Source organism: Massilia sp. WG5 (genome assembly GCF_001412595.2).
Classification (GTDB): domain Bacteria; phylum Pseudomonadota; class Gammaproteobacteria; order Burkholderiales; family Burkholderiaceae_D; genus Telluria.
In genome coordinates this window covers 1,867,379-1,894,080 of sequence record NZ_CP012640.2, presented here as the reverse complement: position 1 = coordinate 1,894,080, position 26,702 = coordinate 1,867,379, and the positions used below count along the sequence as shown (strand labels likewise).

Here is a 26,702-nt window from a genome sequence, read left to right as displayed (position 1 = left end):
TAGCTGTCCAGTTTTAGGAGCGCACCATGTGTGGCATCGTCGGCGTCGTCTCGCAAGCCCCCGTCAACCAGTTGCTGTATGACGCATTGCTGCTGTTGCAGCATCGCGGCCAGGATGCGGCGGGTATTGCAACCAATCACAGCAGCATGTTCTCGATGTACAAGGCCAACGGCCTGGTGCGCGATGTGTTCCGCACACGTAACATGCGTTCGCTGCAAGGCAATTCCGGCATCGGCCACTGCCGCTACCCGACCGCCGGCTCGTCCAGCGAAGAGGAAGCGCAGCCGTTCTACGTCAACGCGCCTTTCGGCATCACGCTGGCGCACAACGGCAACCTGACCAACCAGGAACAGCTGAAGGATGAGCTGTTCCGCATCGACCGCCGTCACGTGAACACCAGCTCCGACTCGGAAGTGCTGCTGAACGTGCTGGCCCACGAAATCCAGACCGCCGCCAACGGCTATTCGCTCGACGCGGACGCCGTATTCAAGGCGGTCGCGATGGTCCACAAGCGCGTGCGCGGCGCCTACGCCGTGATCGCCCAGATCGCCGGCCACGGCCTGCTGGCCTTCCGCGACCCCTTCGGCATCCGTCCGCTGTGCCTGGGCGTGAACGAGACCGAGCAGGGGCCGGAATACCTGGTCGCCAGCGAGTCGGTGGCCCTGGAAGGCCTGGGCTTCCGCTTCGTGCGCGACATCGCCCCCGGCGAAGCCGTCTGGATCGACGAAAACAGCCAGCTGCACGCGCGCCAGTGCGCCGAGAATGCGTCGCTGAATCCGTGCGCCTTCGAATACGTGTACCTGGCCCGCCCGGACTCGGTGATCGACGGCGCCTCGGTGTACGCGACCCGCCTGAAGATGGGCGAGTACCTGGCCGACAAGATCCGCAAGGAGATCCCGATCGAAGAGATCGACGTCGTGATGCCGATCCCGGATTCCTCGCGCCCGGCCGCGATCCAGCTCGCGCTGAAGCTCGGCGTCGAGTACCGCGAAGGCTTCATCAAGAACCGCTACATCGGCCGCACCTTCATCATGCCTGGCCAGGGCATGCGCAGGAAGTCGGTGCGCCAGAAGCTGAACGCGATCGCCTCCGAATTCAAGGACAAGAACGTGCTGCTGGTCGACGACTCGATCGTGCGTGGCACCACCAGCCGCGAGATCGTGCAGATGGCGCGCGAAGCCGGCGCCCGCAAGGTGTTCTTCGCGTCGGCCGCGCCGCCGGTGCTGTACCCGAACGTGTACGGCATCGACATGCCGACCCGCGACGAGCTGATCGCCCACGACCGCACGGTGGAAGAGGTGTGCCGCGAGATCACCGCCGACCGCCTGGTCTACCAGGACCTGGACGCGCTGAAGAAGTCGATCATGGACGTCAATCCGGCGATCACCAGCGTCGAGGCGTCCTGCTTCGACGGCGTCTACATCACCGGCGACGTCACCCCGGCCTACCTCGACCAGCTCGAGCACCATCGCCACAAGTCGTCCGGCAAGTCTTCGGAGGACCTGGTGCGCACCCAGCTGAACCTGAACCCGCCGGTAGCGGCAGAGTAATCCTTGACCGGGCGCCGTGGCGCCCGTTTTCATTTGTACGATACGAACATGAGCGATACGAAGAACAACTACGGTTTCACGACCACCATCCTCCACAACGATCGCCGCAAGCCCATCGAGCATGGCTCGCTGCACAAGCCGGTCCATACCTCGGTGGCCTTCGGCTACGGCGACGCGCGCCAGCTGGCCTCGGTCTTCCAGGGCAAGGAGCCGGGCTTCCGCTACGGCCGCCAGGGCAACCCGACCGTGTCGGCGCTGGAAGACAAGATCAGCAAGATGGAAGACGGCGTGGCGACGCTGTGCTTCGGCACCGGCATGGCGGCGATCGGCGCGCTGGCGCAGGCGCTGTTGAAGGAGGGCGACCATGTCGTGTCCTCGTCCTTCCTGTTCGGTAACACCAACAGCCTGTGGAACACGGTGGCGGGGCAGGGGACCGAGGTGTCCTTCGTCGATGCGACCGATGTCGCCAACGTCCAAGCCGCGCTGCGCGACAATACCCGCCTGGTGTTCGTCGAGACCATCGCCAACCCGCGCACCCAGATCGCCGACCTGGCGCGGATCGGCGAGCTGTGCCGCGAGCGCGGCATCCTCTACGTGGTCGACAACACCATGACCACGCCCTGGCTGTTCCGCCCGAAGACGGTGGGCGCCGGCCTGGTGGTCAACTCGCTGACGAAGTCGATCGGCGGCCACGGCATGGCGCTCGGCGGCGCGCTGACCGACACCGGCCTGTTCGACTGGAGCGCCTATCCGAACATCGCCCCGAACTTCCGCAAGCAGCCGGCCAAGGCGCAGGGCATGGCCCAGCTGCGCGCCAAATCGCTGCGCGACTTCGGCGCCTCGCTGGCGCCGGAAGCGGCCCATCACATCGCCGTCGGCGCCGAGACGCTGGCCCTGCGCATGGACCGCACCTGCGCCAACGCGCTGGCGCTGGCGACCATGCTGGAAGCCGACGAGCGCGTCGCCGCGGTCCACTACCCGGGCCTGCCATCGCACCCGCAGCACGGCATCGCCACCGATCTGTTCCGCGCCTATGGTTCGCTGTTCAGCTTCGAGTTGAAGGAAGGCATCGACTGCTTCGATTACCTGAATCGCCTGCAGATCGCGGTCCCGGCATCCAACCTGGGCGATACGCGCACGCTGGTGATCCCGGTCGCGCACACGATCTTCTTCGAGATGGGGCCCGAGCGCCGCGCCAGCATGGGTATCGCCGAGTCGCTGATCCGGGTGTCGGTGGGTATCGAGGATACGCAGGACTTGCTGCGCGATTTTGGCGAAGCATTATCTGCGGAATAATAGAAGCCGCCTTATGCAAATCGGCTTGAGTTTATAGCAGTCTCTACATACTATGGGCTTTCATTGCCCAACATGTGGAGATTCAGATGAAAAAGTTATTCTGCGTATCTTTAATGCTGATTTCCGGCATTGCATTCGCCGACGATTTGAATGAAGCAAATAAGTTGTTGAATGCTAAGGATTATGGCCGGGCACTGCCAATCTATGCCCGGCTGGCCGAAGCAGGCAATGCAGAAGCACAATTTCGACTGGGGGAAATGTACTGGTTTGGCGACGGTACTTCTTCCGATCTGAAGAAGGCGGCGGCATGGTTCGAGAAATCGGCTGCGGCCGGCAACAAGGATGCGGCCGAATCGCTGCAATCCTTGAAGCGCCGCGAAACGCGCGGAAATGAAATCGTTTATTGGATGAAGGGCTATAAAGGCGAAGACCTGACTTCCGGTAAATACAATTGTGTCGCGCCCGATATTCCCGTTATTTCAAAAACCAATTCCGAAATCAAGAAAGTGACGGATGACGTTGCAGCGTGGCAGGCATGCTATAACGGCGCGGTGGCGAATATGCAGGGCATGACCCCGGTATTGAAGCACGTGCCCAAGGATGTGCTCGACATGATGACGCCGGCCGAGATCGAGCAGACCCAGTCGCACCTGGACCAGGTATTCGCCAGCGTGGCGCGCTCGATGGGCGATAACGCCTCCACCATCCTGGCCAAGCGCGACGCCTGGACCAACGCCACCAACGCGTATGTGGCGGATGCGAACAAGAAGACGGAAGAGGCAACGGCGCGCAACAAGCTGGAAATTGCGACCGGCCTGCGCCAGACCTACGAGTCGAACCAGTCGCTGGCCAATGCGCCGCGGGGCGCCAACCCGGCAAATCACTGAGCTTGCCCTTACATTTGAGTAATTGGCACATGCCGGTTCAGGCGATATGATGTGCCATTACTCAACTGTCTGGACCGATCGCACGTGAAGACTGTCGTTTTTTGCCTGAGCATGCTGTTGGCGGGAAGCTGCTACGCCGACGAGCTCGCAGCCGCCAACGCGGCATTTGCCAACAAGGACTTTCCGGCTGCCCTGCAGCGCTATACCAAACTGGCGAACGCCGGTAACGTCGAGGCCCAGCAGCACCTGGGCGAGATGTACTGGTATGGAGAAGCCGGCGCCGTCGACGAGGCCAAGGCCGAGGCCTGGTTCCGCAAGGCGGCCGCGAAGGGGAATCCGGTCGCCATCGCGTCGCTGGACGTGATGCGCCAGCGCACCGAACGCCGCGCCGACATCGACTACTGGGTCGACCGTTACGATGGCTCCGACCTGCAGGGCGGCCAGTACCGTTGCCCAACGCCGCACTTTCCCGCTGTCTCGAAACAGAACGACGAGATCGAACGGGTGTCAGCCAATATGACGAAGTGGCAGGATTGCTACAATGCCCAGGCGCGCGCCCTGAACGAGGCGTCGCCGCTGACCAAGCGCATCCCTGCCGATGTGGCGAAGCTGATCAATAAAGCGGAAATGGCGCGGGCGGAAAAGCGCTTGGCCGACGTGTATGCGAACCTGACCGAAAGCGCCCAGGTCAAGGCCAAGCTCGTGCTGGCGGACTTTGCCGCGTGGCGGGATGCCACCGATGCCTGGGTGAAGGAACACAACGACATCGTGAAGAGCACGCCGACCCTGGAACGCGAGCGTGAACTCGAGGACCGGCGCAAGAACCGCGTGAACAACTGAGCAACCGAGAAGCCGAGGCCTTGCCGGCCTCGACTTTCTAGTGCCAGGAGCGCAGCAGGCCGACGGCCAGGCCTTCGAGTGCGAACTCGTCGTTCTGCGGGTCGACCGTGATGACGGAGAATTCCGGGTTTTCCGGCAGCAGTTCGATGGTGCCGCCGTTCTTGCGGTAGCGCTTGACGGTGACTTCGTCGCCGATGCGGGCGACCACGATCTGGCCGTTCTTGGCCGAATCCACTTTCTTGACTGCCAGGAAGTCGCCATCGCAGATGCCGGCGTCGCGCATCGACCAGCCCTTCACCTTCAGCAGGAAGTCGGGCTTGCTCGAGAACATGGCCGGGTCGACCGAGTAGGTCGCTTCGACGTGTTCCTGGGCCAGGATGGGCGAACCCGCGGCGACGCGGCCGACCAGGGGCAGGGACATCAGCAGGGCGGCCGGGACGGCCGGCACCGCTGCGGGCTCGCTGGCGGCGGCGCCGACCAGGCGGATGCCGCGCGAAGTGCCCGGGGAGATTTCGATCGCGCCTTTGCGCGCCAGGGCTTGCAGGTGTTCCTCGGCGGCGTTGGCCGAGCGGAAACCAAGCTCCTGCGCGATTTCGGCGCGGGTCGGCGGAAAGCCGGTGTTGTCGATGGCTTCCTTGATCAGGTTGAGGATCTGTTCTTGCCGTGCGGTGAGCTTGAGCATGGTGTAGTGAGCTTGAGAGCTTGGAAGCTTAGGTGAGCGTGTGCGAGCAGGGCCCGATACCCTGTATTTTTGTACAGTATTGCGCCGGGCGCAAGGGGAATCCGTGGTTTTTGCCGGTTTTTTTTGCCTGGCGGGCACAGCCGATTCCTGCCGGACCGCACAAGGCGATTGAGCTCTTGACGTTTTTGCGGTTATAATGTCGGGCTTTCCCTTCCCACACTCGTCTTGACGCCGAGGTGGGCATTTGTTTAAACGTCCTTAAGGAGTGTTGCATGCGTCATTATGAAATCGTATTTATCGTCCACCCGGACCAGAGCGAGCAGGTCCCGGCGATGATCGAGCGCTACAAGACCACGGTCACCTCGCGCGGCGGTAACATCCACCGCGTCGAAGACTGGGGCCGCCGTCAAATGGCTTACCAGATCCAGAAGCTGCCGAAGGCACACTACATCTGCATGAACATCGAGTGCGACAACGAGACCCTGGTCGAGCTGGAAACCGCATTCAAATTCAATGATGCCGTGCTGCGTCATCTGACCGTCAAGATGAAGAAGGCCGAAACCGCACCGTCGCCGATGATGAAGTCGGTCCAGCGCGAAGACGCAGCCAAGAGCCACCGCGCCGAGCAGGCAGCTGCCCCGGCCGCAGCCGCTTAATTCTTAATCTTAAGAAAGAAGCGCGCACGGGCAGTGAACGAGCTGTTGCTGGTCGCAAGCATCGCGGAACGCGATACCCTGCGCTACACCCCGGCCGGCATTCCCATCGTCAGCGGCACCCTGCAACACGGGTCGCAGCAGACGGAGGCGGGGATCGCCAGGCAGGTCGAGTTCGAGATTTCCGCGCTTGCCGCGGGCGACATCTCGGCCCGGTTTGCCGATGCGGAACTGGGTGCGGTACACCGGTTCAAGGGATTCTTGGCCAGGAAGAACCGCAACAGCAAAGCCCTGGTGTTTCACATCATTGATTTCAGTGCCGCCGCGTAAGAATTCGCGGGCACACATTTAGATACAGGAGCCTCAAATGGCATTCGGTAAAAAGTTCGACAAAAACAAGGCCAAGGAAAAACTGAAGCGCAAACAGCAGAACCCGCTGTTCAAGCGCAAGAAATTCTGCCGCTTCACCGCTGCAGGCGTGGAACAGGTTGACTACAAAGACGTCGACACCCTGAAGGATTTCGTCCAGGAAAACGGCAAGATCATGCCGGCTCGCCTGACCGGCACCAAGGCGCACTACCAGCGCCAAGTGGATACCGCCATCAAGCGCGCCCGCTACCTGGCCCTGCTGCCGTACACCGACCTGCACAACGCTTAATCGTCGGTCACGACACGTATACTGGAGAATAATATGCAAGTCATCCTGCTGGAAAAAGTCGTCAACGTCGGTAACCTGGGCGACGTGGTCAAGGTCAAGGACGGTTACGCACGTAACTTCCTGATCCCGCAAAAAATGGCCCGCCGCGCTACCCAAGCCGCTGTGGCCGAATTCGAAGTCAAGCGCGCCGAACTGGAAAAGGCAGCCGCCGAGAAACTGGCAGCCGCACAAGGCCAGGGCGACAAGCTGAACGGCATGACCATCACCATCGCCCAGAAAGCCGGCGTGGACGGCCGTCTGTTCGGTTCCGTGACCAACTTCGACATCGCTGAAGCCCTGAGCAAGCAAGGTTTCGCCGTCGAGAAGGCCAACGTGCGCATGCCGACCGGCCCGCTGAAGACCACCGGCGAGCACCCGGTTGCCGTCGCTCTGCACACCGACGTCGTCGTTGACGTGACCGTCGCAGTCGTGGGCGAAGCTGCCTAAATCGTTCTGTTGCTAGAATGAGAAAAAAGCCGGGATCTCCCGGCTTTTTTATTTGAGGAAACTCACCAATCTTTTCAGCGCTTCGTGGCAAACGGGTATAATTCGCGCCATGAACACCCCAGCAGACCCGCAGATCGAGTCGCTCCGCATTCCCCCGCATTCCATCGAAGCAGAACAGTCCGTCATCGGCGGCCTGCTGCGCGATAATGCGGCGTGGGACCGTATTGCCGACTTCATGCATGCGGAGGACTTCTACCGCTACGACCACCGGATCATCTTCGAACAGATGGTCCGCCTGATCAATGCCGGCAAGCCTGCCGACGTGATCACCGTGTACGAGTCGCTCGTCCAGCTCGGCAAGGCCGAGGAAGTGGGCGGGCTGCAGTACCTCAACGCGATGGCGCAGAATACGCCATCTGCCGCCAACATCCGCCGTTACGCCGAGATCGTCCGCGACCGCGGCGTGCTGCGCCAGCTCATCACCGTCGCCGACGAAGTCTCGGCCAAGGCCTTCAATCCGCAGGGCGCCGAGGTCAAGCAGATCCTCGACGAAGCCGAATCGCGGATCTTCGCGATCGCGGAGCAGGGCGCCCGCGGCGCCCAGGGCTGGCTGCCGGTGCAGCCGCTGCTGACCCAGGTGGTCGAGCGCATCGACGAACTCTACAGCCGCGAAAACCAGGGCGAGATCACCGGCGTCCCGACCGGCTTCATCGACCTCGACAAGATGACTTCCGGCCTGCAGCCGGGCGACCTCGTCATCGTCGCCGGCCGCCCGTCGATGGGCAAGACCGCGTTCTCGGTCAACATCGGCGAGGCGGTGGCGGTCGAGGCCGGCCTGCCGGTGGCGATCTTCTCGATGGAGATGGGCGGCACCCAGCTCGCCATGCGTATGCTCGGCTCGATCGGCCAGCTCGACCAGCACCGCCTGCGTACCGGCAAGCTGATCGACGAGGACTGGCCGCGCCTGACGCATGCGATCCAGAAGATGAACGATGCCCAGATCTTCATCGACGAGACGCCGGCGCTGAACCCGATCGAGATGCGCGCCCGCGCGCGCCGCCTTGCGCGCCAGTGCGGCAAGCTCGGCCTGATCATCGTCGACTACCTGCAGCTGATGCAGGGATCGAAGCCGGGCGACAACCGCGCGTCGGAGATTTCCGAAATTTCGCGTAGCCTGAAGGGCCTGGCCAAGGAGCTGGGCTGTCCGGTGATCGCGCTGTCCCAGCTGAACCGATCGCTGGAACAACGCCCGAACAAGCGTCCGGTCATGTCCGACCTGCGCGAATCCGGCGCTATCGAGCAGGATGCGGACGTCATCATCTTCCTGTACCGCGACGAAGTCTATAACCCGGATTCGCCCGACAAGGGTACCGCCGAGATCATCATCGGCAAGCAGCGTAACGGCCCGATCGGGGCGGTGCGACTGACCTGGATGGGCATGTACACCAAGTTCGGCAACTACAGCGGCAGTCTGTCCATCTACCAAGGCGACTAGTGGTGGGGGGCTCGTAAACCTGCTGCGCGTCGCTCTGGCGGCCTGCGATGCTCGCCGTACGCAAGTACGGCTGCGCTTCTCGGCCGCCATTGCTTCCGCTCGCTACGGTTTCCGAAGCCCCCTGTCGCTGAGCAGTAAAACCAGTAAAACTAAAATACGATTTGTTGTGGTTAAACCCGCAACGTTAATGAAGTTCCAAGAGATTTACAACGGAGAACCATATGTTTGGACGCCTGATGCCCACGGAGGGCAAATTTTTCGACCTGTTCAACCAGCACGCCGCACTCTGCGTGAAGGGTGCACAGGAAATGGTCGGCTTGATGACCAATTTCGACGACCTGGAAAACCGCACCCACGCCGTGGAGAGCATCGAAAAACAGGCGGACAAGATCACCTACGCCTGCGTCGACCTGCTGCACAAGACCTTCATCACCCCGCTGGACCGCGACGACATCCACAAGCTGATCACCCGCATGGATGACATCCTGGACATGATGGAAGACGCCGCCCAGACCATCTCGCTGTACGACCTGCACGCCGTGACGCCGGAAGCCAAGCGCCTGGCCGAGCTGTGCCTGGCCTGCTGCGAAAAGGTCCAGCAGGCCGTCGGCATGCTGCACAACATGGACAACGCCCAGAAGATGGTCGCGATCTGCGAAGAGATCGACCGCCTGGAATCGGACGCCGACCACGTGATGCGCGCCGCCATGTCCAAGCTGTTCCGCGACGAACCGGACGTGCGCAACCTGATCAAGATGAAGGCCATCTACGAGATCCTGGAAACCGTCACCGACCGCTGCGAGGACGTCGCCAATATCATCGAAGGCATCATCGTCGAAAACGCGTAAGACCATAAGAATAAAAACAATATGGATCATCTTCAAATCAGCCTCTATGTGCTGGGCCTGCTCGTCCTTTTAGCGCTGGTCTTCGACTTCATGAACGGCTTCCACGACGCCGCCAACGCGATCGCGACGGTGGTGTCGACCGGGGTGCTGAAACCGCAGACCGCGGTCGCGATGTCCGCGCTGTTCAACTTCGTCGCCATCTTCACCGTCGGCGTGCACGTGGCCTCGACGGTGGGCAAGGGCACCGTCGATCCGGCCATCGTCGATCAATACGTGATCTTCGGCGCGCTGGTCGGCGCGATCGTCTGGAACGTCGTCACCTGGTACTACGGCATCCCGTCCTCGTCCTCGCACGCCCTGATCGGTGGCCTGGTGGGCGCGGCCGTGGCCAAGTCGGGCACCGGCGCCCTGGTCGGCGGCGGCCTGCTCAAGACCGTCACCTGGATCATCCTGTCGCCGCTGCTGGGCTTCCTGCTCGGTTCGCTGGTGATGCTGGCGGTGTCGTGGATCTTCGTGAAGACCCCGCCGCGCAAGGTCGACACCTGGTTCCGCCGCCTGCAGCTGTTCTCGGCCGCGGCATACAGCCTGGGCCACGGCGGCAACGACGCCCAGAAGACCATCGGCATCATCTGGATGCTGCTGATCGCGGCCGGCGCGGCGCACGCGACCGACGCCACGCCGCCGCTGTGGGTCATCATTTCCTGCTATACGGCGATCTCGCTCGGCACCCTGTTCGGCGGCTGGCGCATCGTCAAGACCATGGGCCAGAAGATCACCAAGCTGAAACCGGTGGGCGGCTTCTGCGCGGAATCGGGCGGCGCGATCACCCTGTTCCTGGCGAGCTCGATCGGCGTGCCGGTGTCGACCACCCACACCATCACCGGCGCCATCGTCGGCGTCGGCTCGGCGCAGAAGGCCTCGGCCGTGCGCTGGGGCGTGGCCGGCAACATCGTCTGGGCGTGGATATTCACGATCCCGGCCTCGGCCTTCATGGCGGCGATCGCCTGGTGGATCGGCACCCGCATCCTGTAAGCAGGCAGGATCGGATAGAGAAGGGCGGGATGCGAATCCCGCCTTTTTTCATTTGTACACGTTAAACAACGCCGTTCCCTTACTTTTTTGTTATCTGTAGTAGTAATATTACATTTGGCTCCAAGCCACCGATAACAACAGAGGGGACGACATGTTGAATAGACGTAGTTTAACTTCACGGCTGCGCTTTGGCGCGGCCGTTGGCTTATCCGCCCTGCTGGCAGGCTGCGGCGCCGGCGATGTCCAGCAGGGCAGTACCTCGGGCACCCGCCTGCTGGCCCAGGCGGCCAGCGCCTCCGCCACGCCGGTCGCGCCCGGCAACATCCGCATGCACTTCCACCGCGTCCAGAACGATACTGCCCAGTGGGGCGTGTATTCCTGGGATGGTCCGCAAAATCCGAGTCCCGCCTGGATCAGCGGCCGCTTCATGTTCACCAACACGGATGCGTTCGGCGGCTACGTCGACATCCCGCTGGCGGCGGGCAAGAGCGCGATCTGGTTCCTGGTCACGGACGGCAACGGCACCAAGAACTGCGGCGCCGACCAGCACGCCGACCTGAACGCCGACATCGCCAGCAAAGGCCAGGACATCTGGATGCTGGAAGGCGACTGCACCGTCTACAAGAGCCAGCCGGCCCTCAGCTACGGCAGCCTGGCCTTCGCCAGCGCCCACTGGCTGTCCGCCACCACCCTGGCCTGGCCCGGCGCGCCGGCCGGCGGCAGCTACAAGCTGTTCTACGCCGCGAACGGCGGACTGGCCGCGACGCCCGACGCCGCGACCGGCCTCGCCGGCGCCGACGGCAGCTTCACCCTGAGCGCGGCGCCGCTGTCCGACGCGATCCGCCAGAAGTATCCGCACCTGGCCGGCGCCACCGGCCTGCAACTGGCCGCCGCCGATGCCGCGAAAGTCGCGCAACTGGCGAGCGGCCAGTTCGCCATCGCCCAGTACGACGGCGCCGGCAACCTGGTGCAGGTGACATCGCTGCAGATGGCCGGCATGCTGGACGACGTGTTCGCGCGCGCGGCCTCGAACGCCCAGCTCGGCGTGAGCTTCGACCGCGCCGGCGTGCCGACCTTCCGTGTCTGGGCGCCGACCGCGAAGTCGGTGTCGCTGAACGTCTACCCGAGCGCCAGTGCGCCGGCCACGGCCAGCGTGGCGATGAGCGCGGATGCCGCCAGCGGCGTCTGGCGCTACACCGCGCCGGATGCGTCCTGGACCAACCGCGCCTACTACACCTACACGGTGAACGTGCTGTCGCGCTGGGCGAACAACGCCCTGGTCACGAACACGGTCACCGACCCGTATTCGCTGAGCCTGAACGCCAACAGCACCCGTTCCTTCGTGGCCAACCTCGACAGCGCGACGCTGAAACCGGCCGGCTGGGACGATCAGCGCATTCCGAAGCTGGATGCGCCGACCGACATCGCGCTGTACGAACTGCACGTGCGCGACTTCTCGGCGCTGGACACGACGGTCCCGGCGGCGCACCGCGGCAAGTACCTGGCCTTCACCGACCTCGACGCGAACCCGATGCGGCACCTGAGGGAACTGCAGAAGTCCGGCATGACCCACATCCACCTGCTGCCCAGCTTCGACTTCGCCAGCGTGAACGAAGCCGGCTGCGTCCTGCCGAGCGTGCCGAACGCCGCGGCGGATTCCACCGCCCAGCAGGCCGCCGTCGCCGCCAGCCAGGACAGCGACTGCTTCAACTGGGGCTACGACCCGGTGCACTACAACGCGCCGGAAGGCAGCTATGCCACCGACGCCAACGACGGCGCCGCGCGCGTGCGCGAGTTCCGCGCGATGGTGCAGTCGCTGCACGAGACCGGCCTGCGCGTGACCATGGACGTGGTCTACAACCATACCAGCCAGTCGCAGCAGGGACCGCTGTCCGTGCTGGACCGCATCGTGCCGACCTATTACTACCGGCTGGGCGCGAACGGCAGCATCCTGAACGACAGCTGCTGCGCCGACACCGCCCAGGAAAACACGATGATGGGCAAGCTGATGATCGACTCGGTGTCGCTGTGGGCCAGGCAGTACAAGGTCGACAGCTTCCGCTTCGACATCATGGGCTTTACCCCGCTCGAGCTGTTGAAGCGCCTGCAGGCCGGCGTCAACCAGGCCGCCGGCCGCGACATCTACCTGTACGGCGAAGCCTGGAACTTCGGCAGCGTCGCCAACGACGCCCGCTTCGTGCAGGCGCGCCAGGCCAACATGGCCGGGACCGGCATCGGCTCGTTCAACGACCGCATGCGCGACGCCGTGCGCGGCGGCGGCTGCTGCGACGGCGGCAGCGCCCTGGTCACCCAGCAGGGCTTCATCAACGGCGCTTGGCTCGATCCGAACGCCCAGGCCAACCAGAGCCGCGACGATGCATTGCGCCTGGCCGACATGGTGAGGGTCAGCCTGTCGGGCACCCTGCGCGACTACCGCTTCACGGACCGTTTCGGCTCGCTGCGCACGAACGCCCAGATCGATTACTTCGGCCAGCAGGCGGGCTTTGCCGCCAATCCGTCCGAAGTCATCAACTACATCGAGGCGCACGACAACCAGACCCTGTTCGACATCAACGCTTTCCGCCTGCCGCAATCGACCCTGCTTTCGGACCGGGTGCGCGTGCAGACCCTGGGCGCATCGATCGTGCTGCTGTCGCAGGGCGTGCCCTTCATCCACGCGGGCCAGGAGATCCTGCGTTCGAAGTCGCTGGACCGCGACAGCTACAACGCCGGCGACTGGTTCAACCGGCTCGACTACAGCTATGGCGCGAACAACTTCGGCGTCGGCCTGCCGATGGCCGGACCGAACCAGGACAACTGGGGCATCATGGCGCCGATCCTGACGAATCCGCTGATCAGGCCGGACACCCGCGCGATCCTGTCCGCCAAGGGCGCCTTCGAAGACCTGCTGGCGATCCGCAAGGACACGAGCCTGTTCCGCCTGCGGACCGCCCAGGACGTGATCGACCGCCTGAAGTTCCATAACGTCGGGCCAAGCCAGGTGCCGGGCGCGATCGTGATGGAAATCGACGGCAACGATCCTGGCAAATACGCCGGCGCGCAGTACAAGGGGGTGGTGGTGGTGTTCAACGTCGACAAGGTCGCGAAGACCTTCGCCGTGCCGGCACTCAAGGGCCGCAAGCTGCAGCTGCACCGCATCCAGCGCAACGGCAGCGACGAGGTGGTGAAGGCATCGGCCTTCGACAGCGCCAGCGGCGGCTTCAGCATCCCGGCCCGTACCACCGCGGTGTTCGTGCAGAACGCCAACGATTAAACGCCGGACACAGTGAAGGAAGAGGGCTGGGCGGTGATGCGCCCGGCCCTTTTTTTCGGCTCTGCACGCCCGCTTCGGGCGCGACGGGATGCTCTACAATCCAAGTGCGGGAATCCAACATCGCCTATAGGAGACAGTTCAAGCATGAAAACGATAAAGTCAGTTGCCGCCCTTGCCTTGATGAGTGCAAGCATGGCCTTCGCCCAAACGCCGCAACCGGTGGTCGCCCTGATTGCCACCGGCGGCACCATTGCAATGAAAATCGACCCGGTCAAGAAGGCGCCCGTGCCGGCGATCTCCGGAGAGGACCTGCTCGCTACGGTGCCGGACGTGGCGAAGTATGCCAAGGTCGAGGTGAACAACGTGTCCAATGTGCCGTCCGACTATATGGATCCGCCGCGCTGGGTCCAGTTGAGCAAGGTCGTCTCGGATACCCTGGCGCGCCCCGAGGTCGCCGGCGTCATCGTCTCGCATGGTACCGACACACTCGAAGAGACCGCTTACTGGCTCGATCTCACGGTCAAGTCCGACAAGCCGATCGTCCTGATCGGCGCGCAGCGCAATGCGTCCGAGCCGGACTTCGACGGCCCGCACAATCTTCTGAACGCCGTGCGTATCGCGGTCGATCCCCAGGCGAGGGGAAAAGGCGCCTTGCTCGCCATGAACAGCCAGATCAACGCAGCGCGCGACGTCACGAAGACGCACACATCGAGCGTCGAAACCTTCAAGTCCGGCGATTATGGTTTTCTTGGCGAAGTCGACTTCGACCGTATCGTATTTGCTCGGGCACCCTTGCGTCGCCAATATATCGGCATCAAAACCGACAAGATGCCCGATGTCGAAATCGTCTCGATGTACGGCGGGGCTGACGGACGCCTGCTGCGCTCGGCGGTGGACAATGGCGCCAAAGGGATCGTCGTGCAGGCGCTTGGCTGGGGCAACATGAATATCCCCATGTTCAATGCCGTCAAATATGCGCTGTCCAGGAAGGTGCCGGTGGTGATCGCGAGCCGCGTGCCGAACGGACGCGTGTTGCCGAACTACGGCTTCGAAGGCGGCGGGAAAACCCTGGTCGACGCCGGCGCCGTCATGGCCGACGACCTGTCGCCGCAAAAGGCGCGCATCCTCCTGATGCTTCTGCTGCAGGGCGGTACGGCTGACCAGAAGAGCCTGCAGGCAGCGTTCAGCCGCTGAACCGTCTCGATCCTACGGCTGCGGGAGCGAAAAAAAGCCTGCGTCCCTTCCGGGATCGCAGGCTTTTCCTTGTGACGCGCTTGAGGCTTAGAGCACGTCGCTCGCGTGGTCGGCCAGGCGCGAACGTTCGCCGCGCGCCAGCGTCACGTGGCCGCCGTGGCTCCAGCCCTTGAAGCGGTCGACCACATAGGTCAGGCCGCTCGAGCCTTCGGTCAGGTAAGGCGTGTCGATCTGGGCGATGTTGCCGAGGCAGAGGATCTTGGTGCCCGGACCGGCGCGCGTGACCAGGGTCTTCATCTGCTTGGGCGTCAGGTTCTGCGCCTCGTCGATGATCAGGAACTTGTTCACGAAGGTGCGGCCGCGCATGAAGTTCAGCGACTTGATCTTGATGCGCGAACGGATCAGGTCCTGCGTCGCGGCGCGGCCCCAGTCGCCGGCGTCGCCGTCGCCCTTCATCAGCACTTCGAGGTTGTCGTCGAAGGCGCCCATCCATGGCGACATCTTCTCTTCCTCGGTGCCCGGCAGGAAGCCGATGTCCTCGCCCACCGGCACCGTCACGCGGGTGACGATGATCTCGTTGTAGACCTTGGTCTCCAGCACCTGGGCCAGGCCCGCCGCCAGCGCCAGCAGGGTCTTACCGGTGCCGGCCTGGCCGAGCAGGGTGACGAAGTCGACCTCCGGATTCATGAGGAGGTTCAGCGCGAAGTTCTGTTCGCGGTTGCGCGCCGTGATGCCCCACACATTGTTCTTGTTGTGGCTGTAGTCGCGCAGGGTCTGGAACACGGCGGTCTTGCCGTTGATCTGCTTGACCTGGCCCTGGAAGGGCGCTTCGCCGTTCTTCGGCTCGAAGAACACGAACTGGTTCACCATCAGCGAGGGGATGAAGGGGCCGGTGACGCGGTAGAAGGTGGTCGAGTTGCCGCCCTTGATCTCCTGCCAGGACTCCATGTTCTTGCCGTGCTTGGTCCAGAAGTCGTCCGGCAGCTGGACGATGCCCGAGTACAGCAGGTCGGTATCTTCCAGCACGTGGTCGTTGAAGTAGTCCTCGGCGGCCAGGCCCAGGGCGCGCGCCTTGATGCGCATGTTGATGTCCTTCGACACCAGCACGATCGCGCGGCCCGACTGGTCGGCCTCGAGCGCGCGCACCACGCCCAGGATCTGGTTGTCGGCCTTGCCCGCGGGAAGGCCTTCCGGCAGGCTGGCGGCGTTCAGGCGGGTCTGGAAGTACAGGCGGCCGCGCGCATCCTTGTTGCCCAGCTTGGCCAGCGGGATGCCGGTCTCGATGGCGTCGTCGTCGGTGTTGGCGATCAGGGCGTCCAGCGTGCGCGACACCTGGCGGGCGTTGCGCGCGACTTCCGACATGCCCTTCTTGTGGTTGTCGAGCTCCTCCAGCGTCATCATCGGCAGGTAGACGTCGTGTTCCTCGAAGCGGAACAGCGAGGTCGGGTCGTGCATCAGCACATTCGTGTCGAGCACGAACATCTTGGTCTTGCCTGCGCTGTCGGCCTTGCGGCTGGCCGAGGATTTGACGTTGACCTCGACCGGCTTGTGCTTGGCCGGATGGGGCTCGTTCATGTCGGTCTCGCGCAGCTTCGCGCCAACGCCGTTCTTGCCGCTCCTGTCTTCGCGGGGCGGGGCGGGCAGGGTCGCCGGAGCGGCTGCCGGCGTTTCCTCGCGCGACGGGGCTTCGGCCAGCAGGGCGGCCTTCGACTTGCGCGCGCGGGTGGTCTTGGCCGGGACGGCCGGACCGCTCACCAGGTCTTCAACGGGGTCGTTCTCCGCCTTCGCGGCTGCGCGGACAGGCGATTTGCCGGGTTCGGCCTTGGGGTAATCTTTTGCCAGCAGAATGGTAGCGGGCTTGCTCGGTATTTTCGGTAGTGGCATCAGGTTCTCAATCTAGTTAGAAGTCAGAAGAATGCGCCATGCGGACGAACGCGCCGCCGGGCCGGACAGATGCAACTGTGGGGGGAACTGCGCGGCCCCGGCCGCTCCAAGGGGAGCTGGGCCGGCGGCCAGATTGGAATGATGCGTTGAGGTAAAACTCGGACTCAAAATAAGGGCAGACGTAATGGCAACAGGTTAATCATACCCGAGCCATCGTCGACAGGGGCTTCAAGAAGCGTAGCGAGCGGCAGCAGTAGTGGCCGAGAAGCGCAGCCGTACCGAGAGTACAGCCGGTCCGCCGTAGCGGAGCATCGCAGGCCGCTACTGCAACGCGCAGCAGCTTATTGAAGCTCCTGGGGCTGGCTCTTCAGGAAATCCAGCACTTCCGCGACGTGATCATTGACTTTCACGCCACGCCATTCTTTCACCACTTTGCCGTTAGCGTCAATGACAAACGTACTGCGCTCGACCCCTCGTACTTTCTTACCGTACATGTTTTTCATCTTCATGACATCGAACTGATTGCAGACCGCCTCTTCCGGGTCGGAGATCAGTTCGAAGGGCAGGCCGAGCTTGGCCTTGAAGTTCTCGTGGGAGCGCAGCGAGTCACGGCTGAGGCCGTAGACGGCGGCCCCCAGCGCGGTGAATTCCTCGTGGTGGTCGCGGAAGGCCATGGCTTCCGTGGTGCAGCCGGGAGTATTGTCCTTCGGATAGAAATACAGCACCGTGTACTTGGCGGGACGACCGTTCAGCTCGAAGGTCTGGTCGCCGGTCATGGCGGCAGTGAAATTGGCCAAGGGTTCGGTCGGTGCTGCGGATGGGCTTTCGGCCACGGGTTTCTCCTAGATTTTGGTATCGAGGACGATCAGCTCTCCCGACCGGCCCGGTAACTCGCCCCACTGGACCGGAAACGCGGGCAGCGGGTCATGCTTTATCTTCTCATAATAGTCCGCCATCGAGGCAAGCTGGTAACCTTGCGCTTTCCAACCTGACAACAGCTGCTCGAAGATGGGGGCGAGTTTCTGTCCTTCAAGTTCTGCGTGCAAGGTATACACGTGGTCGCGCCGGTTCTCGGCCGTCAGCTTGAGCAGGTGGGCGGCGATATTGCCAGTGGTGAGCTCGACGCCGCCCACCTCGCGTCCGAGCAGCTCGTCGAGCGTCGGCAGGGTGGTCGGCATCTGGATGTGGCGCATGCCGGTGAAGCGGTAGGGGCCGGCCTGCGGATCCTGCAGCGCGCCGTCGTCCTTCAGTACCGCGCGCCCGTCCGAGGCATAGGCGTAGCCCTGCGCATCGTGGCGCGCAAACGCATGCGCGTTCATCTGCCAGCCGGCTGCGCCGTGGGTGTGCGGGGCTTCGCCGAAGACCTGGGCGTAGCGCTGCTCGCTCTTCTTCATCATGCCGTCGGTCCAGGCGGCGTCCTTGCCGCGGACATTGTCCTGCCAGCGCACGTGGTCCCAGGTATGGATGCCGCATTCGAAGCCGGCGTCGTGGGCGGCGCGCATCTCGGCGGCGCCCTTCGAGCCGATGTCCGGACCGGGCAGCAGCACGCCGTACATCAGGGTCTTGAAGCCGTAGTGCTCGACCACCGAGGTGCGCGAAACCTTCTGGAAAAACCCCGGGCGCAGCGCGCGCCGCATCGCCCAGCCGGTATGGTCGGGACCGAGCGAGAACAGGAAGGTCGCGCCGGCCGCATGGCGGGTCAGCATGCGCACCAGGTTGGGCACGCCTTCCAGCGTGCCGCGGTAGGTATCGACGTCGATTTTCAGGACAAGCAGAGGAGGAGCCAACTGAGCCACGTTCAGTCCATCAGCGCCTGGGCGGCCGCCACCTGGCCGCGGTAGGCGTCGAAGATGCCGCGCAGGGCGTCCGCCATATTGGTGCGAGGCGCCCACTCGAGGTCCTTCATCGTGTTCTCGATCTTCGGCACGCGGTTCTGCACGTCCTGGTAACCGGCGCCGTAGTAGGCGCCCGAGCTGGTCTCGACGATCTGCACCTTGGCGGCGCCGGCGGCGTATTCCGGATACTCGGCGGCCAGTTCCAGCATCATGCCGGCCAGCTCGCGGATCGAGTAATTGTTCGACGGGTTGCCGATGTTGTAGATCTGGCCGCTGGCCTTGCCGTCCCTGTTCTCGATGATCTTCATGAGCGCCTCGATGCCGTCATCGATGTAGGTGAAGGCGCGTTTCTGCGCGCCGCCGTCGACCAGCGAGATCGGTTCGCCGCGCACGATGTGGCCGAAGAACTGGGTCAGCACGCGCGAGGAGCCTTCCTTCGGGGTGTGGATCGAGTCCAGGCCGGCGCCGACCCAGTTGAACGGGCGGAACAGGGTGAAGTTCAGGCCTTCCATGCCGTAGCCCCAGATCACACGGTCCATCAGCTGCTTCGAGCAGGCATAGATCCAGCGCGGCTTGTTGATCGGGCCGTAGACCAGTTCCGAGTTCTCCGGATCGAATTCGCCGTCGTGGCACATGCCGTACACTTCCGAGGTCGACGGGAACACCAGGTGCTTTTTATACTTGGCGGCCGAGCGCACGATCGGCAGGTTGGCTTCGAAGTCAAGTTCGAACACCTTGAGCGGCGCCTGGACATAGGTCGACGGCGTGGCGATCGCCACCAGCGGCAGGATCACGTCGCACTTCTTGACGTGGTACTCGACCCATTCCTTGTTGATCGTGATGTCGCCTTCGAAGAAATGCATGCGCGGATGGTCGAGCAGTTCGGTGATGCGGTCCGTGCTCATGTCCATGCCGTAGACTTCCCAGTCGGTGGTCTCGAGGATGCGCTTGGACAGGTGGTGGCCGATGAAGCCGTTGACGCCGAGGATGAGGACTTTTTTCATGATGTGTGGGAGTGTTCGTTACTCAGCAGGATGCGCGACGAGTTGGGCCGCGAGTTCGGCCGCAGAAATCCGCAGGCCGTCGGCCAGCAGGCTATGGATGATGAGCGCGCGGCCATCGCCGCAGACGCCGAGGATGGCATTATCCACCACTGCCAGTCCGGGCGGCAAACCGGCGATGTGCTCTGCCAGGTCGCCGCGATACGGGCGGGCGCGTTCGATCACGTAACGGCGTGGGCCGATGTCGGTAAATGCGCCGGGGTAGGGCGGGGCCACCGCGCGGTGCAGGTTGTACACCTGCGCGGCCGGCTGCGACCAGTCGATACGGCCGTCTTCCGGCTTGCGGCCGCCGAAGTAGCCGCCCTTGCTCAGGTCGTTCGGCGTGCGCGGCGCGCTGCCCGCCAGCAGCGCCGGCAGCACCTTGTAGAGCGCCAGTTCGGCCGCCACCGTGACCTTGCCGAACACTTCGAACGCGGTATCGTCGGGCAGGATGGGCACGGCCTGCTGGGACACGATGGCGCCGGCATCCGGCTTGATCGTCATCTCGTGCAGCGTGGCGCCGGTCTGCGTGGCGCCATGCAGTACCGCCCAGTTGGTCGGCGCGCGGCCGCGGTATTCCGGCAGCAGCGAGCCGTGCATATTGTAGGCCGGGGCGATGTCGAGGATGGCCTGCGGCAGCATGTGGCGGAAGTAGAAGCTGAACATCAGGTCCGGCTTGACGGCCTGGATGCGAGCCAGCAGCTCCGGCCCTTTCGCGTCCTCCGGCGTGATGAAGGGAATGCCTTCGGTCTCGCACAGCGATTGCACGGACTCGAACCAGATGTTCTCGGTGGCGCTGTCCTGGTGGGTGACGACCAGGGCGACGTCGACGCCGCCGGCCAGCAGGACTTTCAGGCAGCGCACGCCGACGTTGTGGTAGGCGAAGACGACTGCGCGTTTGGATTGTTGGGTCATGTGATTACGTGAAAGTTCACCGCGATAGCTTGATCCGTCGTTCCCGCCTGCGCGGGAACGACGGTGATTTTGTCAGCGCACGACCTGCCGCTTTTCCGCCACTTCCGCTTCCGTTTCGCCGCCCGGCGCTCCCTGCAGGATGGTCTGCACCACATAGCGCGGCCGCGCGCGCACCTGCTGGTAGATCCGGCCGACGTATTCGCCGACCAGGCCGATGCCGAACAGGATCACGCCCATGAAGAAGAAGGCGATCGCGAACAGGGTGAACACGCCCTCGGCCTCGGCGCCCATGATGAAGCGGCGGATCAGCAGCAGCAGCACCAGCAGCGCGGAGAAGATCGACAGCGTCATGCCCAGCAGCGAGAACATCTGCAGCGGCACCAGCGAGAAGCCGGTCATCAGGTCGAAGTTCAGGCGGATCAGGCTGTACAGCGAGTACTTCGATTCGCCGGCCGCGCGCTCTTCGTGCTCGACCACGATCTCGGTCGGCTTGCGCGAGAATTTATAGGCCAGCGCCGGCACGAAGGTGTTCACCTCGCCGCACTGGTTGACCAGGTCGATGACGTTGCGGCCGTAGGCGCGCAGCATATTGCCCTGGTCGGTGATGTGGATGTTGGTGATGCGCTCGCGCAGGCGGTTCATCATCTTCGAGGCGACCGTGCGCCAGGCCGAATCCTGGCGCTTGCGGCGGATCGAGCCCACGTAGTCGTAGCCCTCGCGCATCTTGGCGACCAGCTTGTGGATCTCTTCCGGCGGGTTCTGCAGGTCGGCGTCGAGCGTGATCACGATCTCGCCGCGGGTCTGCTCGAAGCCGGCCAGGATCGCCATGTGCTGGCCGTAGTTGCCGTTGAAGAGGACCACGCGGGTCACGTCCGGGCGCTTGCGGTACTGCTCGGCCAGGATCGAGACCGAGTTGTCGCGGCTGCCGTCGTTGACGAACACGACTTCGTAGGGGATCGCCAGCTTGTCCATCGCCGGATACAGGCGCGCGAACAGGTTGGCCAGGCCGGCTTCCTCGTTATAGACGGGGATGACGATCGACAGTTCCGGTTTCATGGCGTGCAGCGTCATTTGGACAGCACCGCCGAATCCAGCACCGACTTCACGGCCGCCACCGCGCGCTCGACGTCGGCCTTGGTCATGGCGTAGAACATCGGCAGGGTCACGGTCAGGCGGCCGATTTTCTCGGCCACGGGGAACATGCCTTCCTTGAATCCGCGCTCGCGGTACAGCGTGAACAGGTGGATCGGCGCATAGTGGAAACCGGTGCCGATATTGTGTTCCTTCTGCATCCGGGTCATGAACCCCGCGCGCGTGCCCGGGCCATGGTCCGGCAGGATGATCTGGAACAGGTGCCAGTTGCTGGTGCCGAAGGCCTTCACCGGCAGCTGGGCGCCGTACTTCGCTTCGAAGTCCTCGCCGAAGCAGTCGAAGTAGTGCTGCGCCAGCATCGCGCGGTGGGCGGTGACCTTTTCCAGGTTCTTCATCTGGCCCAGGCCGATCACGGCCATGATGTCGCTCATGTTGTACTTGCCGCCGAGGACGTCGACGTCGATGCCGTCCACGCCGCTGCGGCTCACGCCCTGCAGGCGGTATTTCTCGGCTAGGCGCGCCTCTTCCTCGTTGTTCAGCACCAGGCAGCCGCCTTCGCCGGTGGTGATGTTCTTGTTGACCTGGAAGCTGAACGAGACCATGTCGCCGAAGGAGCCGATGCGCTTGCCCTTCCACTGCGAGCCGATGGCCTGGGCCGCATCCTCGATCACGCGCAGCTTGTATCTGGCGGCGATCGCGTACAGGCGGTCCATGTCGACGGGCAGGCCGGACAGGTAGACCGGCAGCAGCGCGCGGGTCGCCGGGGTGATCGCGGCTTCCAGCTTGTCGAGGTCGATGTTGCGGGTGACCGGGTCGATGTCGACGAATACCGGCGTGGCGCCGACTTCGATGATGACGTTGGCGGTGGCCGGCCACGAGATCGGGGTCGTGATCACCTCGTCGCCCGGCCCGATGCCGGCGATGCGCAGCGCGATCTCCATGGTGCAGGTGCCGGAATTGAAGGTCCGCACCGGACGGCCGCCGAAATACTCGGACAACAGGGCTTCGAAAGCCTGGTTCTTCGGACCGGTGGTGATCCAGCCGGAGCGCAGCACCTCGCCGACGGCAGCAATGGTTTCTTCGTCGATGGTAGGCCGGGAAAATGGCAGGAAGGGCAGCTCGGCAGTCATGGAGTGGTTAGTCGATTTGTTATTGGTGGAAATACAGGTGTGATTTTATCAGCCGCGCTTCAAAAGCCGGCTCTCAGGAGCGCGCCAGGAGCACGACGCCGATCATGATCACCGCGATCGCCAGCAGGCGTTGCGGCGAGATCGTTTCGCCCAGGAACAGCCAGGCGCCGACCGCCGCCACCACGTAGCCCAGCGAGAGCATCGGGTAGGCGATGGTCACGTCGGTGCGCGACAGGCCCATGATCCACACCACCAGCGAGAGGGCGTAGCAGGCCAGTCCGGCCAGGATCGGCAACTGCGACGCGACCCGGATGAAGGTCTCGAACGCATTGCCCAGGGTAAGGTGGATGGCGCCGCCCAGGGCGTTGGTGCCGGCCTTGAGCAGCACCTGGGCGCAGGCGTTCAGCAGCACGCCGGAAATGATGAAAGCGAAGGTAGTGAGGTTCATGATTCGGAAGTGGGGGTCACGGCGTGGCGATCACGGTGCGGCGCGAATCGCCGGCGACGACGCGCAGCGGCACGCCCTGGCGGCGCAGGTCGGCCACGATCTCGGGGCGGGTGATGGCGATGCTCTTCACGCCGGACGCCGCGTCGGCGCGCCAGCGCTCGACGAAGGCCGGGATGGTCGGGATCGCGAGCTGCGGCTCCTGCTCCAGGCCGAAACTGAATTCGTCCAGGTAGTCGACCAGGGTCACGGTGCGGCCCAGGTAGAAGGTGAGCGACTGCTCGTAGATGCCGACCGAGTACACGCGGGTCGCCGGGTTGGCGGCGCCGGCGGCCTTCATGGCCGGCAGCAGGTTGACGCCGGCGCGTATCTGGCCGATCGGCTCGAAGCCTGCTATCAGCAGCTGGGTGCCGGCGAAACCGGCGATCGCCAGCGCCAGCACGGTCAGGTCGCGCTGCATCTGGCGCGCGTACAGCATCGCCAGCGCGCCGCCGATCAGCAGCACCAGGCCGGCCGCCAGCACCCACGGCTGATAGGCCGCGTACAGCGCATCCTCGCCCGGACGGTGCGCAAGGCGCAGCATGAAGGGCACGAAGGCGAGCAGGCCCGCGCCCAGCAGGGCGGTCAGGCCGGCGGTCAGCATGCGGCCGCGGCGGGTGCCGCCTTCCAGGTAGTTCGCGATCAGCAGCGCCACCGCCGGGAACACCGGCACGATGTAGCCGGGCAGCTTGGAGTTCGACTTGGTGAAGAACAGGATGATGAAGGCGGTCCAGACCAGCAGCATCAGGCGCGGCTTGAAGCGGCCCGGCTCGGTGGCGCGCTTCGCGCCCAGCACCAGGCTCTGCACCAGCACGCCGACCCAGGGCACGCTGCCGGCGGCCAGCAGGACGAAGAAGACGTACCAGGCGGCTTCGCGGTGGTGCTCCTTCTTCAGGAAGCGGTCGAAGTGCTCGTGGATGAAGAAGAAGTGGGGCTGCTCCGGATTCTTCATGCCGACCAGCACGAACCAGGGCGTGGCGATCAGGAAGAACAGCAGCAGGCCCTTGACCAGGTGCAGGCGCGTCCAGATCTTCCAGTCGCGCGCAAACAGGGTGTACAGCACCAGCACGCCGCCCGGCAGCACCAGCCCGATCAGGCCTTTCGCCAGCACCGACAGGGCCATCCCGGCCCAGCACACCAGCATCCAGTTGCGCTGCTCGGCGGGCGTGGCCTCGTCGCGCTGGGCAATCAGGAGGGCGCACAGGGCGACCGTCATCATCGCGGACAGGCTCATGTCGACCGAGTTGACCTGGCTGCAGATCACCCAGTAGAGCGAGGAACCCAGCACCAGGGCGGCGTAGAAGCCGATCCGCGCGCCGAACACGCGCAGGCCCGCATAGCCGGTCAGGCCGACGCCCAGCAGGCCACACAGGCCGGTCCACAGGCGCGCCTGCCAGTCGCCGAGCCCGAACAGCTCGAAGGTCAGGGCGTTCATCCAGGTCTGGAGCGGCGGCTTTTCGAAGTACTTGATGCCGTTCAGGCGGGTGGTGATCCAGTCGCCGCTGGCGAACATCTCGCGCGCCATCTCGGCATAGCGGCCTTCGTCGGGCGGCACCAGCGTACGCGCCCTCAGCACGCCCAGCAGGACGGCGGCGAAAAGGAGGAACAGGCTCCAGACGAAGGTTTTGTTCTTGTGGAGCTCTTTCATTCGATGATGAGGGCCAGCGTCACCTTGCGGCCTTCTCCCATCAGGATGTTATAGGTGCGGCAGGCCGCATGGCTGTCCATGCTTTCCACGCCCACGCGCAGCTCCGACAGGCTGGCGATCAGGCGTGGGTGGACGAAGCGCTGGCGCTCCCCGGTGCCGAGCACGACCACGTCGGGCTTGTCGGCGGCGATCTGTTCGAAATGGGCGGCGCTGAGGTCTTCGAAGCGGGTCACGTTCCAGGGGCGCGGCGGCGTTTCGGGCATCACCAGCACGCTGTACTCGTAGCGCGTGGCGTTGATCTCGACGCCGGACTGGTCGTAGCCGGTGACGGTCTGGTACTTTTCGGTATTGCTGGAATGGAGCTTCATGTCGAAAGCCGTGGTTGTGCATACGGTAAATGCGCGAGTGGGCGCGCGAGCCGCGTATTGTAATGGGTTTTTCCACAACGCCAGCGGTCGGGTTGCTTAATCCCTCCTTATTGGGCAGAATGGGATTTTTCGCATTGCAACAAACTACATTGGCAGGGTGATATTTTGCGACCGATTCTGAAATCGAACAAGCTGGATGACGTATGCTACGAAATCCGCGGCCCCGCGCTCGAGAAAGCGCGCCAGATGGAGGACGACGGCCACAAGATCATCAAGCTGAACATCGGCAACCTGGCCGTGTTCGGCTTCGACCCGCCGGACGAGATCGTGCAGGACATGATCCGCAACATGCCCAGCGCGGCCGGCTATACCGACTCGAAAGGCATGTTTGCGCCGCGTAAGGCGGTCATGCACTACACCCAGGAAAAGAATATCGTCGGGGTGAAGATCGACGACATCTACCTGGGCAACGGCGCTTCCGAGCTGATCGTGATGGCGATGCAGGGCCTGCTCAACAGCGGCGACGAGGTGCTGGTGCCGGCCCCCGACTATCCGCTGTGGACGGCGGCGGTCAGCCTGGCAGGCGGCAGCCCGGTCCACTATATCTGCGACGAGCAGGCCGGCTGGATGCCGGACATTGCCGACATGCGCAAGAAGATCACGCCGAATACCCGCGCGATCGTCGTCATCAACCCGAACAACCCGACCGGCGCGCTGTATTCGCGCGACGTGCTGCTGGAAATCGTCGAGCTGGCGCGCCAGCATGGCCTGATCATCTACGCCGACGAGATCTACGACAAGACCCTGTACGACGGCGAAGAGCACGTCTCGCTGGCCTCGCTGGCCGACGACGTGCTGTTCGTGACCCTGAACGGCCTGTCCAAGAACTACCGTTCCTGCGGCTACCGTGCCGGCTGGATGGTGGTGTCCGGCGAAAAACGCCATGCCAAGGACTATATCGAAGGCCTGAACATGCTGGCCTCGATGCGCCTGTGCGCCAACGCGCCGGGCCAGTACGCGATCCAGACCGCGCTCGGCGGCTACCAGAGCATCGCCGACCTGGTGGCGCCCGGCGGCCGCCTGGCGCGCCAGCGCGACCTGGCCCACAAACTTCTTACCGATATTCCGGGGGTGTCCTGCGTCAAGCCAAAAGCGGCGCTGTACATGTTCCCCCGCCTCGACCCCAAGATCTACCCGATCGCTGACGACCAGCAATTTATCTGCGAGCTGTTGTCCGAGGAAAAAGTCCTGCTGGTGCAAGGCACCGGCTTCAACTGGATCGCCCCGGATCACTTCCGGCTGGTGTTCCTGCCCAATTCCGACGACCTGACCGACGCGTGCGGCCGCATCGCGCGCTTCCTCGACGGCTACCGGCGCCGCTACACGCGCTGAGAACGACAGAGTAGAATTC

At 63.8% G+C, this 26,702-nt stretch carries 25 protein-coding genes; 14 read left to right on the top strand and 11 right to left on the bottom strand.

The window, feature by feature from the left end:
- Positions 1-26: 26 nt before the first annotated feature.
- The 4 genes from purF (at position 27) to AM586_RS08430 (ending at position 4,573) form a co-directional block, all read left to right on the top strand.
- Positions 27-1,550 carry an amidophosphoribosyltransferase gene (gene purF / locus AM586_RS08445; protein ID WP_047823876.1) on the top strand — a complete coding sequence of 508 codons (1,524 nt, stop codon included), beginning with the start codon at positions 27-29 and terminating at the stop codon, positions 1,548-1,550.
- Positions 1,551-1,598: 48 nt separating this feature from the next.
- Positions 1,599-2,846: a cystathionine gamma-synthase family protein gene (locus tag AM586_RS08440; protein WP_047823878.1), complete on the top strand. Its 1,248-nt coding sequence runs from the start codon at positions 1,599-1,601 to the stop codon at positions 2,844-2,846.
- 86 nt (positions 2,847-2,932) lie between these two features.
- Positions 2,933-3,733, top strand: a complete 801-nt coding sequence (locus AM586_RS08435; RefSeq protein ID WP_082439712.1) for a tetratricopeptide repeat protein — start codon at positions 2,933-2,935, stop codon at positions 3,731-3,733.
- Positions 3,734-3,817: 84 nt separating this feature from the next.
- Positions 3,818-4,573 carry a tetratricopeptide repeat protein gene (locus AM586_RS08430; protein ID WP_197416399.1) on the top strand — a complete coding sequence of 252 codons (756 nt, stop codon included), beginning with the start codon at positions 3,818-3,820 and terminating at the stop codon, positions 4,571-4,573.
- Between the two features lie 37 nt (positions 4,574-4,610).
- Here AM586_RS08430 and lexA read toward each other — a convergent pair whose 3' ends face one another.
- Entirely contained in the window at positions 4,611-5,255 is a 645-nt protein-coding gene (gene lexA / locus AM586_RS08425) for a transcriptional repressor LexA (RefSeq protein ID WP_047823880.1), read from the bottom strand.
- Between the two features lie 272 nt (positions 5,256-5,527).
- On the opposite strand from lexA, the gene rpsF reads away from it, so the two are divergent.
- The 9 genes from rpsF to AM586_RS08380 all read left to right on the top strand — a co-directional run bounded on the left by rpsF (position 5,528) and on the right by AM586_RS08380 (position 14,895).
- Complete coding sequence (rpsF, locus tag AM586_RS08420) at positions 5,528-5,911, top strand: 30S ribosomal protein S6 (protein WP_036232978.1); 384 nt, start codon at positions 5,528-5,530, stop codon at positions 5,909-5,911.
- 33 nt (positions 5,912-5,944) lie between these two features.
- Positions 5,945-6,238: a primosomal replication protein N gene (priB, locus tag AM586_RS08415; RefSeq protein WP_047823882.1), complete on the top strand. Its 294-nt coding sequence runs from the start codon at positions 5,945-5,947 to the stop codon at positions 6,236-6,238.
- Positions 6,239-6,275: 37 nt separating this feature from the next.
- Complete coding sequence (rpsR, locus tag AM586_RS08410; protein WP_036249492.1) at positions 6,276-6,566, top strand: 30S ribosomal protein S18; 291 nt, start codon at positions 6,276-6,278, stop codon at positions 6,564-6,566.
- A 33-nt stretch (positions 6,567-6,599) separates the two neighbouring features.
- Positions 6,600-7,052 (top strand): 50S ribosomal protein L9, encoded by a 453-nt coding sequence (gene rplI / locus AM586_RS08405; RefSeq protein WP_047823885.1) that lies wholly within the window; start codon positions 6,600-6,602, stop codon positions 7,050-7,052.
- Between the two features lie 109 nt (positions 7,053-7,161).
- The gene (locus AM586_RS08400) at positions 7,162-8,547 is read left to right on the top strand and encodes a replicative DNA helicase (RefSeq protein ID WP_047823886.1); all 1,386 of its coding nucleotides are present in this window, start codon (positions 7,162-7,164) and stop codon (positions 8,545-8,547) included.
- Between the two features lie 221 nt (positions 8,548-8,768).
- A complete protein-coding gene (locus AM586_RS08395) occupies positions 8,769-9,395 on the top strand; it encodes a DUF47 domain-containing protein (RefSeq protein ID WP_047823888.1) in 627 nt (208 codons plus the stop codon).
- 21 nt (positions 9,396-9,416) lie between these two features.
- Positions 9,417-10,427 (top strand): inorganic phosphate transporter, encoded by a 1,011-nt coding sequence (locus AM586_RS08390; RefSeq protein ID WP_047823890.1) that lies wholly within the window; start codon positions 9,417-9,419, stop codon positions 10,425-10,427.
- A gap of 151 nt (positions 10,428-10,578) precedes the next feature.
- Entirely contained in the window at positions 10,579-13,701 is a 3,123-nt protein-coding gene (pulA, locus tag AM586_RS08385) for a pullulanase-type alpha-1,6-glucosidase (protein WP_047823892.1), read from the top strand.
- A 144-nt stretch (positions 13,702-13,845) separates the two neighbouring features.
- Entirely contained in the window at positions 13,846-14,895 is a 1,050-nt protein-coding gene (locus tag AM586_RS08380; protein ID WP_047823894.1) for an asparaginase, read from the top strand.
- Positions 14,896-14,982: 87 nt separating this feature from the next.
- Here AM586_RS08380 and AM586_RS08375 read toward each other — a convergent pair whose 3' ends face one another.
- The 10 genes from AM586_RS08375 to AM586_RS08330 form a co-directional block, all read right to left on the bottom strand.
- Positions 14,983-16,779, bottom strand: coding sequence for a PhoH family protein (locus AM586_RS08375; RefSeq protein ID WP_047823896.1), 1,797 nt, complete (start codon positions 16,777-16,779; stop codon positions 14,983-14,985).
- Positions 16,780-17,120: 341 nt separating this feature from the next.
- Positions 17,121-17,612 (bottom strand): peroxiredoxin, encoded by a 492-nt coding sequence (locus AM586_RS08370; RefSeq protein WP_082439711.1) that lies wholly within the window; start codon positions 17,610-17,612, stop codon positions 17,121-17,123.
- Between the two features lie 9 nt (positions 17,613-17,621).
- On the bottom strand, positions 17,622-18,566 hold the full coding sequence (locus AM586_RS08365) for a polysaccharide deacetylase family protein (protein ID WP_047823898.1): 945 nt from the start codon (positions 18,564-18,566) through the stop codon (positions 17,622-17,624).
- An 11-nt stretch (positions 18,567-18,577) separates the two neighbouring features.
- The gene (locus tag AM586_RS08360; RefSeq protein WP_047823900.1) at positions 18,578-19,618 is read right to left on the bottom strand and encodes a bifunctional UDP-4-keto-pentose/UDP-xylose synthase; all 1,041 of its coding nucleotides are present in this window, start codon (positions 19,616-19,618) and stop codon (positions 18,578-18,580) included.
- Positions 19,619-19,636: 18 nt separating this feature from the next.
- On the bottom strand, positions 19,637-20,569 hold the full coding sequence (locus AM586_RS08355; protein WP_047823902.1) for a formyltransferase: 933 nt from the start codon (positions 20,567-20,569) through the stop codon (positions 19,637-19,639).
- A gap of 72 nt (positions 20,570-20,641) precedes the next feature.
- Positions 20,642-21,625, bottom strand: coding sequence for a glycosyltransferase (locus AM586_RS08350; protein WP_047824652.1), 984 nt, complete (start codon positions 21,623-21,625; stop codon positions 20,642-20,644).
- 11 nt (positions 21,626-21,636) lie between these two features.
- Positions 21,637-22,791 carry a DegT/DnrJ/EryC1/StrS aminotransferase family protein gene (locus AM586_RS08345; RefSeq protein ID WP_047823904.1) on the bottom strand — a complete coding sequence of 385 codons (1,155 nt, stop codon included), beginning with the start codon at positions 22,789-22,791 and terminating at the stop codon, positions 21,637-21,639.
- A gap of 73 nt (positions 22,792-22,864) precedes the next feature.
- Positions 22,865-23,239 carry an EamA family transporter gene (locus AM586_RS08340; RefSeq protein ID WP_047823906.1) on the bottom strand — a complete coding sequence of 125 codons (375 nt, stop codon included), beginning with the start codon at positions 23,237-23,239 and terminating at the stop codon, positions 22,865-22,867.
- A gap of 16 nt (positions 23,240-23,255) precedes the next feature.
- Positions 23,256-24,923 carry a glycosyltransferase family 39 protein gene (locus tag AM586_RS08335; RefSeq protein ID WP_047823908.1) on the bottom strand — a complete coding sequence of 556 codons (1,668 nt, stop codon included), beginning with the start codon at positions 24,921-24,923 and terminating at the stop codon, positions 23,256-23,258.
- The gene (locus AM586_RS08330) at positions 24,920-25,291 is read right to left on the bottom strand and encodes an Mth938-like domain-containing protein (protein ID WP_047823910.1); all 372 of its coding nucleotides are present in this window, start codon (positions 25,289-25,291) and stop codon (positions 24,920-24,922) included. Before AM586_RS08330 ends, AM586_RS08335 begins: the two co-directional genes overlap by 4 nt.
- Before the next feature lie 165 nt (positions 25,292-25,456).
- Between AM586_RS08330 and AM586_RS08325 the strand changes: the two genes are divergently transcribed.
- The gene (locus AM586_RS08325; RefSeq protein WP_047823912.1) at positions 25,457-26,683 is read left to right on the top strand and encodes a pyridoxal phosphate-dependent aminotransferase; all 1,227 of its coding nucleotides are present in this window, start codon (positions 25,457-25,459) and stop codon (positions 26,681-26,683) included.
- Positions 26,684-26,702: the final 19 nt, after the last annotated feature.

Excerpts from the sequence above, each read along its gene's own strand:
- purF (WP_047823876.1), top strand. The coding sequence starts at position 27 with ATGTGTGGCATCGTCGGCGTCGTCTCGCAAGCCCCCGTCAACCAGTTG.
- AM586_RS08440 (WP_047823878.1), top strand. The coding sequence starts at position 1,599 with ATGAGCGATACGAAGAACAACTACGGTTTCACGACCACCATCCTCCAC.
- AM586_RS08435 (WP_082439712.1), top strand. The coding sequence starts at position 2,933 with ATGAAAAAGTTATTCTGCGTATCTTTAATGCTGATTTCCGGCATTGCA.
- lexA (WP_047823880.1), bottom strand. The coding sequence starts at position 5,255 with ATGCTCAAGCTCACCGCACGGCAAGAACAGATCCTCAACCTGATCAAG.
- rpsF (WP_036232978.1), top strand. The coding sequence starts at position 5,528 with ATGCGTCATTATGAAATCGTATTTATCGTCCACCCGGACCAGAGCGAG.
- rpsR (WP_036249492.1), top strand. The coding sequence starts at position 6,276 with ATGGCATTCGGTAAAAAGTTCGACAAAAACAAGGCCAAGGAAAAACTG.
- rplI (WP_047823885.1), top strand. The coding sequence starts at position 6,600 with ATGCAAGTCATCCTGCTGGAAAAAGTCGTCAACGTCGGTAACCTGGGC.
- AM586_RS08400 (WP_047823886.1), top strand. The coding sequence starts at position 7,162 with ATGAACACCCCAGCAGACCCGCAGATCGAGTCGCTCCGCATTCCCCCG.
- AM586_RS08395 (WP_047823888.1), top strand. The coding sequence starts at position 8,769 with ATGTTTGGACGCCTGATGCCCACGGAGGGCAAATTTTTCGACCTGTTC.
- AM586_RS08390 (WP_047823890.1), top strand. The coding sequence starts at position 9,417 with ATGGATCATCTTCAAATCAGCCTCTATGTGCTGGGCCTGCTCGTCCTT.
- pulA (WP_047823892.1), top strand. The coding sequence starts at position 10,579 with ATGTTGAATAGACGTAGTTTAACTTCACGGCTGCGCTTTGGCGCGGCC.
- AM586_RS08380 (WP_047823894.1), top strand. The coding sequence starts at position 13,846 with ATGAAAACGATAAAGTCAGTTGCCGCCCTTGCCTTGATGAGTGCAAGC.
- AM586_RS08375 (WP_047823896.1), bottom strand. The coding sequence starts at position 16,779 with ATGCCACTACCGAAAATACCGAGCAAGCCCGCTACCATTCTGCTGGCA.
- AM586_RS08360 (WP_047823900.1), bottom strand. The coding sequence starts at position 19,618 with ATGAAAAAAGTCCTCATCCTCGGCGTCAACGGCTTCATCGGCCACCAC.
- AM586_RS08355 (WP_047823902.1), bottom strand. The coding sequence starts at position 20,569 with ATGACCCAACAATCCAAACGCGCAGTCGTCTTCGCCTACCACAACGTC.
- AM586_RS08350 (WP_047824652.1), bottom strand. The coding sequence starts at position 21,625 with ATGAAACCGGAACTGTCGATCGTCATCCCCGTCTATAACGAGGAAGCC.
- AM586_RS08345 (WP_047823904.1), bottom strand. The coding sequence starts at position 22,791 with ATGACTGCCGAGCTGCCCTTCCTGCCATTTTCCCGGCCTACCATCGAC.
- AM586_RS08340 (WP_047823906.1), bottom strand. The coding sequence starts at position 23,239 with ATGAACCTCACTACCTTCGCTTTCATCATTTCCGGCGTGCTGCTGAAC.
- AM586_RS08335 (WP_047823908.1), bottom strand. The coding sequence starts at position 24,923 with ATGAAAGAGCTCCACAAGAACAAAACCTTCGTCTGGAGCCTGTTCCTC.
- AM586_RS08330 (WP_047823910.1), bottom strand. The coding sequence starts at position 25,291 with ATGAAGCTCCATTCCAGCAATACCGAAAAGTACCAGACCGTCACCGGC.